This is a genomic window from Corallococcus exiguus (assembly GCF_009909105.1).
In the GTDB taxonomy this organism is placed as follows: Bacteria; Myxococcota; Myxococcia; order Myxococcales; family Myxococcaceae; genus Corallococcus; species Corallococcus exiguus.
Genome location: NZ_JAAAPK010000003.1, coordinates 373,826 through 386,592 on the forward strand (window position 1 = coordinate 373,826; position 12,767 = coordinate 386,592).

The 12,767-nt window shown below is 71.9% G+C and carries 10 protein-coding genes; 6 read left to right on the forward strand and 4 right to left on the reverse strand.

What is annotated here, in order from left to right:
- Positions 1-19 precede the first annotated feature (19 nt).
- Complete coding sequence (locus tag GTZ93_RS13070) at positions 20-1,138, reverse strand: sensor histidine kinase (protein ID WP_139921311.1); 1,119 nt, start codon at positions 1,136-1,138, stop codon at positions 20-22.
- A 22-nt stretch (positions 1,139-1,160) separates the two neighbouring features.
- On the reverse strand, positions 1,161-2,258 hold the full coding sequence (locus tag GTZ93_RS13075) for a prepilin peptidase (protein ID WP_139921313.1): 1,098 nt from the start codon (positions 2,256-2,258) through the stop codon (positions 1,161-1,163).
- 229 nt (positions 2,259-2,487) lie between these two features.
- On the opposite strand from GTZ93_RS13075, the gene GTZ93_RS13080 reads away from it, so the two are divergent.
- The 4 genes from GTZ93_RS13080 to GTZ93_RS13095 all read left to right on the forward strand — a co-directional run bounded on the left by GTZ93_RS13080 (position 2,488) and on the right by GTZ93_RS13095 (position 5,822).
- On the forward strand, positions 2,488-3,078 hold the full coding sequence (locus GTZ93_RS13080) for a prepilin-type N-terminal cleavage/methylation domain-containing protein (RefSeq protein WP_139921315.1): 591 nt from the start codon (positions 2,488-2,490) through the stop codon (positions 3,076-3,078).
- A gap of 92 nt (positions 3,079-3,170) precedes the next feature.
- Positions 3,171-4,097: a pilus assembly protein PilG gene (locus GTZ93_RS13085; RefSeq protein ID WP_120580504.1), complete on the forward strand. Its 927-nt coding sequence runs from the start codon at positions 3,171-3,173 to the stop codon at positions 4,095-4,097.
- Positions 4,078-5,058: an ABC transporter ATP-binding protein gene (locus GTZ93_RS13090; protein WP_120597151.1), complete on the forward strand. Its 981-nt coding sequence runs from the start codon at positions 4,078-4,080 to the stop codon at positions 5,056-5,058. The genes GTZ93_RS13085 and GTZ93_RS13090 overlap by 20 nt, the downstream gene beginning before the upstream one ends.
- Positions 5,055-5,822, forward strand: a complete 768-nt coding sequence (locus tag GTZ93_RS13095) for an ABC transporter permease (protein WP_139921317.1) — start codon at positions 5,055-5,057, stop codon at positions 5,820-5,822. Before GTZ93_RS13090 ends, GTZ93_RS13095 begins: the two co-directional genes overlap by 4 nt.
- A 3-nt stretch (positions 5,823-5,825) precedes the next feature.
- Here GTZ93_RS13095 and GTZ93_RS13100 read toward each other — a convergent pair whose 3' ends face one another.
- A complete protein-coding gene (locus tag GTZ93_RS13100) occupies positions 5,826-7,589 on the reverse strand; it encodes a tetratricopeptide repeat protein (RefSeq protein WP_139921319.1) in 1,764 nt (587 codons plus the stop codon).
- Positions 7,590-7,779: 190 nt separating this feature from the next.
- Here GTZ93_RS13100 and GTZ93_RS43240 point away from each other — a divergent pair, with 190 nt between their 5' ends.
- Positions 7,780-9,585, forward strand: a complete 1,806-nt coding sequence (locus GTZ93_RS43240) for a tetratricopeptide repeat protein (RefSeq protein WP_161662795.1) — start codon at positions 7,780-7,782, stop codon at positions 9,583-9,585.
- Positions 9,586-9,718: 133 nt separating this feature from the next.
- Positions 9,719-10,822: a glycosyltransferase family 4 protein gene (locus GTZ93_RS13110; RefSeq protein WP_161662796.1), complete on the forward strand. Its 1,104-nt coding sequence runs from the start codon at positions 9,719-9,721 to the stop codon at positions 10,820-10,822.
- 36 nt (positions 10,823-10,858) lie between these two features.
- Here the strand turns inward: GTZ93_RS13110 and GTZ93_RS13115 are convergent, their stop codons facing one another.
- The gene (locus GTZ93_RS13115) at positions 10,859-12,688 is read right to left on the reverse strand and encodes an ArnT family glycosyltransferase (RefSeq protein WP_139920425.1); all 1,830 of its coding nucleotides are present in this window, start codon (positions 12,686-12,688) and stop codon (positions 10,859-10,861) included.
- Positions 12,689-12,767: the final 79 nt, after the last annotated feature.

Genomic DNA, 12,767 nt, shown 5'->3' on the forward strand with positions numbered 1-12,767 from the left:
ATGCCGTCCGGCCCCGCCGTCAGGCCGCTGGCAGCGACAGCCGGAAGCACGCGCCGCCGCCCGCTCCGTCGCGCGCGTCCAGCCGGCCGCCCATGCCCTGGGCCAGATTCAGGGACACCGCGAGTCCCAGGCCCGTGCCCTGCCGGCCCTTGGTGGTGAAGAACGGCTCGAAGAGGCGCGCGCGCACCTCCGGCGACAGGCCCGGGCCGCTGTCCTCCACCTCCACCAGCAGCAGCGCGTCCTCACGCCGGGTGGAGATGCGCACGCGCCCCTCGCCCCCCATGGCCTGGGCCGCGTTGAGCAGCAGGTTGATGAGGATCTGCGACAGCGGGCCTGGATCCGCGCGGGCCAGCAGGCCGGGCGTCACCTCCAGGGTCACGTCCACCCGGTCCAGCTCCGGCCCGGCGCGCACCAGCCGCACGCACGTCTCCACCACCTGCCCCACGTCCACCGGCCCGGGCTGGGTGCTGGCCGGACGGCCCAGGTCCAGCAGCCCCCGCACGATGCGGTCGATGCGGAGCACCTCGTGGTCGATGCGCTCCAGGAAGTCCGTCAGCTCCGGCTCCCGCGCCCTGGAGCGCGCCAGTGAGAGGTAGCCCAGGATGCCCGCGAGCGGATTGCCCACCTCGTGCGCCACGCCCGCCGCCAGCTTGCCCACCGTGGCCAGCCGCTCGGAGGCGACGAGCTCCGTCTGTGCCCGCGCGAGCCGGGCGTTGGCCTCGCGCAGCGCCTCCAGTTGCGCGCGGGTGAGGGCCTGCTCCTGGCGCAGCGCCTCCGCCATGCGCCGCAGTTCGCGCTGGATGCGCGACAGGAATGGCCCGCCCTGCTCGGGAAGCGGCACGTCCAGTTGCAGCCGGCCCAGCTGCTCCACGGACTTCTCCATGGCGCGCAGCGGTCGGCCCACCGCCAGGTCCAGCACGCCATAGGCCAGGACCGTCAGCACCAGCAGATCCAGGCCCAGCGCCAGCGGCAAGAAGGCGCGGATCCGCGCCAGGCTCTCCATGTCCAGCGACCCCGGCAGCGCCAGCCTGCGCGCCGTGTCCAGCAGGCGGATGAGCACCGGCTGCAGGGTCAGCCACGACAGCCCCGTGGACAGCGAGCCCAGGAGGAACGCCACGCTGGCGATGCGCCACTTCATCCCCGCACCGGCGCGGGGTTCTTCACCGCGTCCCCCCGAGCATCAGCGCCACGTCCAGGGGCAGCACGCGCGCGAGCAAAGGCCCCAGGAGCATCACCTCCAACCCCGCCAGGGCCAGCCACGGGCCGAAGGGGATGTTGGTGGGCCCGGGGACCCACTCCTCCTCCTCACCCGTTTCGTCCAGTTGCGCGTCCGGGATGGGCTGGAAGAGCAGGCACCAGGGGACGAGAACGACCCGCTTCCACAGGGGCAGGCCGGGCTTCGTGAAGTCCCACGTCATCGTGGGCTCGGGCTCCCCTTCTTCCACCTTCGGAGCTTCCGCCGGAGCCCCCTCGGACGGAGTGAGAGGCGCGTCGGCCTGGGGGTCCTGGGGAGCCTGGGTGGGAGCGGCAGGCGTGGCTTCCGCCTCCGGCGCGCCGCGAGGGCCCGCCCTTCCCGTGAGGACCAGGAGCGCCACGCCCACGATGGAGCCCTGCAGCGACGAGAAGAAGAGGATGCCCAACAGCGCATGCCAGCCCAGGAACGCGCCCAGCAGCGCGACGAGGAACTTGTCCCCGCCGCCCAGCGCCTCGCGCTTGAAGGCGCGCCAGCCCACGTACTCCATCAGCCGGAAGCCGAGGAAGCCCACCGCGGCGCCCAGCACCGCCTGCCCCACCGCGCCCTCGCCCTGGGGAATGGCCAGCAGCACGCCGGCGGCGATGCCCGGCAGCGTCAGGGAGAACGGGAGGATCCAATGTTCCAGGTCGATGAAGGTGAGGGGCACCAGCAGGAACACCAGCACCAGCGCGGGCACCAGCTCATAGGTCCAGTCGAAGCGCTTGAGGCACGCGAGGAACAACAGCCCCGTGAGCAGCTCCACCAGGACGTAGCGCGGGGAGATGGGCATGCCGCAGCCGCGGCACTTCCCGCGCAGCCCCAGCCACGACAGGACGGGGATGTTCTCGTACCAGGCGAGCACGTGCCCGCACTTCGGGCAGCGGGAGCCGGGCCGCACGATGCTCAGGCCCTCCGGCACCCGCGCGATGACGACATTGAGGAACGAGCCGAAACACAGGCCGAGGATGAACAGGAAGAGGATGAAGAGGGGCTCGGCCCAGCCCGGCGCGTAGGTGAACGTCACGGAGCCGGAATCCTACCCGCCGCTTCCGGAGCTGGCGACTGCGCGATGGAGGACGAAAACCGTCAGCGTCAGTGACAAAAATTGGCAGGCCTACGGGTGATCCATCCCCTGCCCAGCCCGCCTGCCCTGGGAATCCCGGGGGTTGGGCGGATTGTTCGGCGTGGCACTCTTCGTGCTAAGAGTTCCCGCGTCGTTCAACCCCCCTCTGCCCACTGCGGAGTCCCCAATCATGATGAACCGTCTCTTCCGGAAGAAGGGTGGCTTCACCCTCATCGAGCTGATGATCGTGGTCGCCATCATCGGCATCCTGGCCGCCATCGCCATCCCGAACTTCATGCGCTTCCAGGCGAAGTCGAAGCAGTCGGAGGCGAAGACCAACCTGAAGGCCCTGTACACCTCCCAGAAGGCGTACTTCGGCGAGAAGGACACGTACATCATCGACTTCAAGAAGCTGGGTTTCACGCCTGAGGCCGGCAACCGCTACAGCTACGGCCTGGCCGACTGCTCTGAGCCGGCGGCGGTTGCTGACCGCCTGTACACCACCGGCTGCATCGGCCAGGACATCGCCCGCTTCAAGAACAAGCCGTCCTCGGGCACCCAGGCGCTCACCGCCGGCGTGATTCCCGGTGTCGCGAGCTGCCCCTCCTGCGATTTCAACGCGACGGCCTTCGGTAACGTCGACAACGACGACAACGCCGACACGTGGGGCATCACCTCCGCGGCGACCACCGTCGACCTGGCGGACGTCTGCGGCAACGACCAGGACGCCGTCTCCGGTGGCGAGCCCGGCAACGCGTACAACGACGTCAGCTGCCCGTGATGTCACTGGCTTCCGTCTGAACGAGGAGGCATGATCAGCACGCGGGGTCTCCGGGATCACTCCGGGGACCCCGTTGGCGTTTCGTGGAACCCATGCGCAAGCTGCCTGCCCTGCTGTTGCCCGCCGCCCTGCTCTGCGTCGTGTTGCTGGCGGCCCCACCTACCCCGACGCTCCGGGTGAACGACCGGCCGCTCCTGCCGCGCCCCGGGCTGCTGCGCGCCGTCTTCAGGGGACAGCTGGGGCTGGTGACCGACTACTTCTGGATCCTCACCCTCAACCGCATCGGCAGATCCAGGACCCCTACGGACTACCGGGACGTCTACGCCTACGCGGACCTGGCGACGGACCTGGATCCCAAGTTCGCGACGGTCTACTGGTTCGCAGGGACGACCATCCCCATCCACCTGGGACGTGAGCAGTACGCCAACGTGGAGGAGTCCACGAAGCTGCTGCGCAAGGGGACCCGGAACGTGCCGGAGAACTCGCGTACGTGGTTCCAGCTTGCCTACAACCTGATGTTCTTCCACCGCGAGTACAAGGAAGCGGCGGACATCATCACGGAGCTGTCGCGCCGGAGGGATGCGCCGGCCTGGTACTCGGCGCTGGCCACGCGGCTGTATGCCCAGGCCGGCGATTTCGACACAGGCCTGTCCCTGGCGGTGATGATGCGCGACGGCGCCGAGGACGAAGAGACGCGCCAGACCTACGACCGCCGCGTCCGGGAAATCCTCCAGGAGCGCGTGCTCCAGCAGTTGGACGCGGAGGTGGAGCGCTACCGCACCCGGCACGGCCGCGCTCCCGCCACCTTGGAAGCACTGGTGGAGGATGGAGGGATGACCCGGCTGCCAGCGGATCCGTTGGGTGGCCGCTTCTTCATTGGAGACGGCGGCCGGGTGTACTCCTCGGCCTCGGAGTTCCGCCTGCAAGTCATCTACGATGAGCGCACCGCCGACGGAAAGCGGATCCGCCCCAACGCCCACCCGGAGGGCACGAGTTCCAATGCAGACACCACACCCTGAAGCCCTTCCCATCCAGGCCCAGGGGCTGTCCAAGACGTACAAGGTCGGCTTCTGGCTCAACCGCACCGTGCGGGCGCTCCAGGGCCTGGATCTCCAGGTGGGCCCCGGACAGATCTACGGCCTGCTCGGTCCCAACGGTGCAGGCAAGTCCACCACCATCAAGATCCTGATGAACCTGGTGCGGCCCAGTGGCGGCACCGCGCTCTTGTACGGGCAGCCGGTGGACCACGCGGCCACCCGGCGGCTGGTGGGCTTCCTGCCGGAGAACCCGGCGCCCTACGAGTACCTCACCGGGCGGGAGTTCGTGACGCTGGCGGGACAGTTGTCCGGCTTGAGCGGCCAGGACCTGGACCGGCGGGTGACGGAGGTGATGGGCGCGGTGGAGATGGCGGGCGCGGAGAAGCTGCAGATCCGCCGCTACTCCAAGGGCATGGTGCAGCGCGTGGCGCTGGCGCAGGCGCTGGTGGGACGGCCGAAGCTGCTCATCCTGGACGAGCCGACGAGCGGCCTGGATCCGCTGGGCCGCCGGCAGATGCGCGACCTCATCCTCGCCGAGCGGGACCACGGCACGACGGTGCTGTTCTGCAGCCACATCATCCCGGACGTGGAGGCCCTGTGTGACCGCCTGGCGGTGCTGGTGGGCGGGCGGCGCGTGCGCGAAGGCAGCGTGCAGGAGCTGGTGTCCGCGCAGGTGCCCACCGTGGAGATGGTGGTGGAGAACCTGCCCTTGGAGAAGGTGAAGGAGCTGGGCGTGGTGCTGGAGTCCGCGCAGGCCCTGGACGGGCGTGTGCTCCTGCAGGTGTCGGACGCGGACAGCCAGCGGCTCCTGGGCGGGGTGCTGGGCGCGGGCGGTCGGGTGAACCGCATCCAGCCGGCGCGGTTCTCGCTGGAGCAGCTGTTCATGGACGCATTGAAGAACTCGGGCCGCGCGACGAGCGTGGGCGGGGAGATCAACACGTGAGCGCGTTCAGCGCGATGATGTGGAACGGTTTTCGCGAGGCGCGCCGCAACCGCGTGACGGTGGTGGTGGGCGTGTTCGCGGTCATCGTCCTGTTGTCCTCCACGCTGGTGACGGAGGTGACGGTCACCACCTTCGACCGCGTGCTGACCGACTTCGGCCTGGGGATGATGAGCCTCATCCTGGCCTTCCTCGCCATCTTCCTGTCGTGCGGCCTGCTGAGCCGGGAGATTGAGCGGCGCACCATCTTCCTCATGGTGAGCAAGCCGGTGTCGCGCACGCAGTTCCTCCTGGCGCGCCTGGCGGGCACCATGCTGACGCTGGGCGTGGTGCTGGTGGCGATGACGCTCATCTTCCTGAGCCAGCTGCTGCTGTTCCGCACGCCCATCCACTCCACGCACCTGGTGGCGGCCGGGGCGATGTGGTTCGAGCTGCTCGTGCTCAGCAGCGCGGGCATCCTCTTCTCCAGCTTCTGCGGCCCCGCGGTGTCCTCCATCTGCACGACGGGCCTGTACTTCGCCGGGCACCTGGCGGGGGACCTGTATGAAATCTCCAGCTACTCGGAGAGCCAGCTGGTCCGCTGGATGGGCCGCATCATCTTCTACATGCTGCCCAACCTGGAGCGGATGAACTTCAAGCCCCAGGCCACGTACGCGCTGCCCGTCGACGCGACCACCCTGCTGTCCGCGTTGGGCTACGGGACGGCGTGGGCCGCGGTCTTCACCGCGCTGGCCATGTTCATCTTCGAGCGGCGCGACTTCCGCTGAAGCTCACGGCCCGGGCTGCGCGGTGGACGGCGCGGACCGGGCCGCCGCCAGCGCCCGGCGCGCGGCCTCCAGGTCCGGCTTGAGGCGGAGCGCCTCCGTGAGGGCGGCCTCGGCCTCGCGGGGCCGGCCCAGTTGCAACAGCGTGCGGCCCAGCTCCAGGTGCGAGTCCGCGCGGGCGGGCTCCAGTTGGAGGGCCTCCCGGAAGCGCGCCACCGCCGCGTCCAACTGCCCTGCCCTGCGCAGCGTCAGGCCCAGGTTGTGGCGCGGGGTGGCGCTCCGGGGCTTGAGCCGGATGGCCGCCTCTAGCTGGCGCACGGCGTCCTGGAAGCGCCCCGTCATCGCGTAGGCGACGGCCAGGTCGCTGCGCACGCGGTAGTTCCCGGGCAGCGCCGCCGCGGCGGTCTCCAGGTGGGGCACCGCTTCCGGTGCGCGCCGCACGTTCAGGTAGGCCGCGCCCAGCCACGCATGGGCTGACGGACGCTCGGGGACCTGCTCCACGGTTGTCTCCCACAGGGACACCTCGTCGTGCCACACGGGGATGCGCAAGAGCGTCAGCAGGGCGAAGGATGCCAGCACCCCACCGGAAGCGAGCGTCAGCGCGCGGGCGCTCGCGGGCCAGCGCTCGAGCAGGGCCCGCAGCCCCACCGCCACGAGCAGCACGAACCCCACCGAGGGCAGGTAGAGGTAGCGCTCCGCGTAGGCCTCCACGCCGCGCGACTGGAGGGCCAGGACGGGCAGCAGGGGCACGGCCAGCCAGAACAGCCCCGTCACGACCGCGCCCTGGCGCCTTCGCACCGCCCAGCCCAGCAGCAGCAGGAAGCCCATCACGCACAATCCCCCCAGGAGCACCGCGGGCTCCCACGGGGAGCGCACCCATGACGCGGGAGGCGCCGCCACCAGCGGGTGCGGCCAGAGGAGCTTGCCTCCGAACCGCGTCACCAGCGACAGCGCGTCCGCCAGGCTCGCGCCTCCATTCGACAGCCGTCGCGGATCCGCGGGCGCGGCCAGCCCCAGCGCGCTCAGCCGGAGGGCGGCGTACACCGCCAGCGCCACGGCCAGGGGGCCATGACGCCGCAGCCGCTCCCGGAACCCCACCGATGCCGTGCCCGTGCCCCACTCGAGGACAACGAGCAGCACCGGCAGCACGATGGCCGTCTCCTTGAGGAGCAGCCCCCCAAGCCACGCCAGCGCGGCCAGCCACGCGCGCGGGGATGACACGGGGCCCGGCACGAGCAACCGCGCCGTGAGCAGCAGCGCGAGGCAGGCGCTCAGGTCCATCCAGCCGCTCACCCACACCACCGCCTCCGTGTGGACCGGATGCAGGGCGAAGAGGAGCGCTCCCGTGAGGGCCGCCCACCCGGACACGTCCTCCCCGCCCTCGCCGCCGCGCAGGCAGGTCCGCAGCAGCCTCCACACCAGGACGGACGCGCCCGCGTGCGCCAGGATGAGCAGCAGGTGGTAGCCCCAGGGGGCGGTCCCGAAGACGGCCCGCAGCAGCCAGAACGTCACGTGCGCGAGCGGCCGGTAGTAGCCCGAGCCCAGCCCCGAGTCCGCGCCGTCGTCGACGAAGCCGAAGAGGGAGTGGCTGAACGCGGCGCGAAGCCCTTCCACGGAGCGCAGCCAGGGGTTCTCCAGGAGCAGGGGAACGTCGTCGTAGACGAAGCCGTTCGCGAGCGCCGGAGCGTGGACGAGCAGCGCCGCGAGGACCACCCATAGGACCTGGAGGGAGGCGCGCGGAGGCGGACCGTGGAAGGGAGTGGAGGCCATGGGTCGAGAGGGGGTGGACCCTACCACCGACCCACTCCGCTCCCGCCCCTGGCCAGGGGGCCGGTGGGCCATCCTCCGGGCACCCGCGCCCCACGCCTGCTGGCCTGCCAGGTTCGTGTCCCCTCGGCGCTCCGGGGCATCGGGTATCGTGGCCCCAGCCTCCGTGGGAGCCTCCTTCTTGATCCCTTCCGTGCCTTCCGCCCCTCCCCTCTCCCACGCCGCCGGGCCTTCGCGCGAAGGACTCCAGGCCGTGGCCGTGGTGCTCGCGGCGCTCGCCGTGTACGCGCCGGCACTGACGGGCGGACTGGTCTACGACGACTACGTGCTCGTGGAGGCCAACCCGTGGATCCGCTCGGCGGCGGCGCTGGGGGACATCTTCACCCAGCAACTCTTCGGCTTCGTTCCCAGCGCCTCCGCGAGCGCCGCGTTCTACCGGCCGATGACCCACGTGCTGCTCCTGGCCGTGCACGGCGTGGCGGGCACCGCGCCCTGGGGATACCACCTGATGTCCCTGCTGCTGCACACGGTCGCGTCGCTGCTCGTCTGGGTCCTGGCCCGGCGCGTGCTGGACGGACAGCGGCCGGGGGCTGGCCTGGTCGCGGGGCTGCTCTTCGCCGTCCACCCGGTGCACGTGGAAGCGGTGGCGTGGGTGAGCGCGGTCATGGACGTGGCCGCCACGACCGCGGGCCTGGGCATGCTGGCGTGCGTGGCCATCCGGCCGCTGCGGCCCGTGCGCGCGGTGGCGGGGGCGGGATTGTGGCTGGTGGCGCTCCTCTTCAAGGAGGTCTCCGCCGTGCTGCCCGGCATGCTGCTCGCCTGGGAGCTGGTGGACCGCCCGCCGCCTTCCGCTGAACACAAGCGCGAGTGGGCCTGGCGTTACGGGCCGCTGGTGCTCGCCGGCACCGTCTATCTGGCGCTGCGGCTGCACGCCGTGGGCGGCGCCATGGTGAATTCGGGGTGGGCTTCAGTGCCTCCCGGTCTCGCGCTGTTCAATGCGCTGCCGCTGCTCGCGGAACACGCGCGGCTGCTCGTCCTGCCCTCGGGCCTGAGCGTGCTGCACCCCTTCGAGCTCGTCACCTCGCTCACGGCAGTCCGGGCGTGGGTGGGCCTGGGGGTCGCGCTGGGCGTGGCGGCGGGGCTGGTGCGCCTGCGGCGGCGGGTGCCCGGGGCCTGGCTGGGCCTGGCGTGGCTGATGCTGCCGTTGCTGCCGGCGCTGCACCTTCGCGCGCTCGGAGAGAGCGCGGTCTCCGAGCGCTACGACTACCTGCCGTCGGTGGGGTTCTGTCTGGGCGTCGCCGCGGCATGGGGCGCCTGGAGCGCCCGGGCGCGCCGCGAGGCCGCATCCTCGGGAGCCCTGGTGCCCGCGGTCGTCGCGGGCGCGGTGCTGCTGGCGGCCACCGCGAGCGCCGCGACGCAGGTGGGCGTCTGGCAGGACGAGGTCAGCCTGTGGGCGAACGCCGTGGAGGTGAGCCCGGACGCGCCCACGCCGCACTACCAGTTGGGGAGTGCCCTCCTGCGCGAGGGACGCGTGGACGAAGCCCTGCCCGCGCTGGAGCACGCGGTGAGGCTGCGGCCCACCCATCCCCCCACCGTGAATGCCCTGGCCCGGGCCCTGATCAAGGCGGGGCAACCCGCCCGGGCCCGGGAGCTGCTGGAAGCCGCGCTCGTCGGGATGCCGGACCAATCCGGCATCCATTACCAGCTGGGCGAGGCCCTGCACGCGCTGCGGGACGACGCGGCGGCCACGCGGGCCTTCCAGGAGGCGGTCCGGCTCGCGCCAACGAGCGTCGACGCCCGGGTCTCCCTGGGCGAGTCGCTGCTGCGCACAGGACACGCGCAGGAGGCGTTGGTCTCGCTGGAGGAGGCCCGGAGGCTGGCACCGGACGCGCCCGCGGTGCTCGGAGCGCTGGGCCGCGTCCACCGCGCGCTGGGGCATGAAGCGCAGGCGCGTGAGCACGAGGCGGCGGCGGCCCGCGCCGGAGGGTCCGCTCCCTGAGCAGGGAGCCCGGCCCGCGCGTCACATGCGGCTCTCGGTGGCACGGCGGCCCGTGCGATGGTGGGACCGCCCGCGCCGGCTCCCACCCGTCAAGAGAGACGGACCGGACCGCCGCGCGATGGGCCCATTCGCCATGCGCATCCTCGAGGTCTCGAACTTCATGCCGCCCCACCCTGGCGGCATCGAAATCATGGTGGAGACGCTGTTCCAGGGGCTGCGCGAGCGGGGCCACGACGTGCGGTGGATTTCCGGCGCCACGCCCGAGCCGCCCGGGGTCTCCGACGCGCGCGTGCGGGTGGCCGCGTGGAACTGGCTGGAGCGCAACCTCCATGTGCCCATGCCGGTGTGGGCCCCGTCGGGCTGGCGGCAGCTGGACGCGCTCGTGCGCGAGGTGGACGTGGTGCACGCGCACGACTGCCTCTACCTGTCCTCCGCGATGACGGCCGCGCTCTGCCGGCGCCACCGCAAGCCGCTGCTCATCACCCAGCACGTGGGTGAGGTCCCCTACGGAGGGGTGCTGGACACCGTGCAGGACGTGGCCTACCGGACGCTCGGGCGCGCGGTGCTGATGTCCGCCACCGAGGTGGTGACGTACAGCCCCCACGTGCAGGCCTACTTCTCCCGCGTGGGCCTGAAGCGTTCCCTTCGCCTGATTCCCCTGGGGTTCTCGCCGCGCTTCCAGCCGCTCGCCCCGGAAGCACGACGCCGGGCCCGCGCCGCCTTCGGCCTTTCCGAGTCCGCGCCCCTCGTCCTCTTCGCCGCGCGCCTGGTGCCGAAGAAGGGGGTGTCGCTGGTGGCCGAGGTGCAGCGGAGGCTTGCCCCAGAGGGCATCCGGCTGGTGGTGGCCGGAGACGGCCCGCTCGCCTCCGAGATCGAGGGCCTGACGGGGACCGACCACCTGCGCCAGGTGGACCACGCACGCATGCACGAGCTCTACGCGTGCGCGGACGTGCTGCTGCTGCCCTCACGGGGCGAGGGCCTGCCCCTGACGCTCCAGGAGGGCATGCTCACGGGGCTGCCCGCCGTGGTGTCCACGGATCCGTCCTTCACCGCCAACGTCTCGGACGCGCCCGGCGTGCTGCGGGTGGAGGGCGCGGACGCGCTGGCGGCGGCGGTGCGAAGCCTGCTGGCCTCCCCGCCCCCGCGCGAGCAGGTCGCGCGCTGGGGACGCGAGCGGTGGGGCCTGGAGCGCTTCATCACGGACTACGAGCAGACGCTCGCGCGGCTTGCGCGCTGAGGGGCAGGCCGCAGGGCCGCTCGGACACGGGGCACGTCACTCCGGCGGGGGGAAATCCGAGGGCAGTTCCTTCACCGGCGAGGGGAAGCGGTCGGGGGAGGCCTGGTCGAGCGGGACGAGCCGGTGCTGGCAGTCCTTGCGCGACACGACGAGCAGGTAGCCCTCGCGCCCCGGGAAGCGCTTCATCAGCTCCCGGTCCCGCTCCACGCCCAGGTGGTTGGCCCAGAGCACGGGGTCGTCCAGGTCCGGACCGTTGTTGGGCCGCGTGAACACGAAGTGGCGCGCCGGGGCCGACTGACAGGGCGGCGCGATGGGGTGCTGCGTGAAGACGATGGACGGCACCGGCGCCTCGCGCTCCACGAACTCCAACGGCGCGCGCACGTCCCGGGCCAGCAGGGCCAGCGTCGTCCACCGCGGGGGCAGGTACATGGCCGCGCACACCAGCAGCAGCCCCGCCACCGTGCCCGGCACCAGCCCCGGCCGCCCCTGCGCCCATGCCCAGCGCCACAGCGTGCGCAGTCCGTCCGTGGTCAGCAGCACCAACGGCAGCATCGCCTCCGAGTAGTGCACCGGCCCGAACGAGTCGATGCCCGCGTCCGCCACGGGAATGTGAATCACCCAGAGCCCTGCCATGCTCGCCGCCAGCCAGCGCGCGTGCGGCCCCCGCGCGAGACACGCGAGCGCCAGCCCCAGCGGCCACCCGAAGCCATCCACGCTCAGCCGGAAGAGCGCCACCACGCCGCGGCCCACCGCGAGCCACGGGGAGCGGTCCACGAAGAAGTACCAGAAGCCTTCCCCGCTCGCGGAATCGGGGGCGAACGTGGCGAAGCGGAAGGCGTTGGCGCGCGCGTAGAACAGGCCCGCGTGGTAGCCCGTCATCCACGGCGAGCCCGTCTGGGCGGCGTTGGCCGCGAGGAACAGCGCCGCGAGCGGCACCGCCACCGCCAGGAAGGCGCCCACCCGCGCGGGCACCCCTCGGCGCTCGCCCCGCCACAGCCCCATGGCCCACCACACGAGCAGCGGCGCCCCCAGGCCCACCGCGGTCGCGGGCCGCGTCCAGAACGCCAGGCAGAAGAAGAACGCCACGCCCGCGCTCGCTACCGCGCCGGCACCCGCGCGAGAGCGCTGCACGCAGTACAGCAACCACGCCAGCGCGAAGAGGACCGCGGTGTGCGACATCATCGTGGCCGCGCCCGTCATCACCAGCGGCGAAACGAGGCACAAGAGCCCCGCGACGCGCGCCCACGCCGAGCCGAACCACTCGCGCGCCACCAGGAAGACGGCCACCGTCGTCGCTCCCGCGAGCAGCGGGTTGATGAGCCAGGGCACGCCCGCCTTCATGCCGAACGCCAGGAGGAACGGCCACCCGAGGAAATACTGGCTGTACAGCTTCCCGTCATTCACGAGGAAGCCGTTGTCGAAGAAGAGCTTCAGGGGCGGCGAGGGCACCCACAGCCGGAAGGAGGCCAGGAGGCGCGCCGCGAGCTGGTAGGAGGCCTCGTCGTCCGTGAGGGGCGCGTGCCCCAGGAGCAGCGACTGGATGGCGAGCGGAATGAGCACGCCCATCAGCCCCAGCAGCACGAGGCTCCGGCGGTCAGGGTAGTCGCGCCACGCGGAGCGCCAGCGCTGAAGGGGCTCCGCCCGGAGGCCCCGGCCTCCCGCGAGCGCCAGGCACACCACCACGGGGACGCCGAGAAAGCCCATCATCGCCGCGAGCAGGAGGTACCGGGGCGTTGGCAGGTCGATGCTCCCCAGGTCCAGGCGGAAGCCCTTGAAGTACGACAGCCAGAGCGCCGCGTGGGCCAGCAACAGCACGGCGGCCAGCACGAGCGGGGGGAAGGGGGACCTGCCAGGGGGAGGAGCCATGGGTAAGGCCCGGCAGCGTAGCGCAACGGCCCGGGGCGTGGATCAGCGGAAGGAGCGTGTAGAGTGGCGCTCCACGCCA

What these genes read in the sequence shown, in the direction of transcription:
- GTZ93_RS13070 (WP_139921311.1), bottom strand. Translation starts at nt 1,138, where the DNA reads ATGAAGTGGCGCATCGCCAGCGTGGCGTTCCTCCTGGGCTCGCTGTCC.
- GTZ93_RS13080 (WP_139921315.1), top strand. Translation starts at nt 2,488, where the DNA reads ATGATGAACCGTCTCTTCCGGAAGAAGGGTGGCTTCACCCTCATCGAG.
- GTZ93_RS13085 (WP_120580504.1), top strand. Translation starts at nt 3,171, where the DNA reads ATGCGCAAGCTGCCTGCCCTGCTGTTGCCCGCCGCCCTGCTCTGCGTC.
- GTZ93_RS13090 (WP_120597151.1), top strand. Translation starts at nt 4,078, where the DNA reads ATGCAGACACCACACCCTGAAGCCCTTCCCATCCAGGCCCAGGGGCTG.
- GTZ93_RS13100 (WP_139921319.1), bottom strand. Translation starts at nt 7,589, where the DNA reads ATGGCCTCCACTCCCTTCCACGGTCCGCCTCCGCGCGCCTCCCTCCAG.
- GTZ93_RS13110 (WP_161662796.1), top strand. Translation starts at nt 9,719, where the DNA reads ATGCGCATCCTCGAGGTCTCGAACTTCATGCCGCCCCACCCTGGCGGC.
- GTZ93_RS13115 (WP_139920425.1), bottom strand. Translation starts at nt 12,688, where the DNA reads ATGGCTCCTCCCCCTGGCAGGTCCCCCTTCCCCCCGCTCGTGCTGGCC.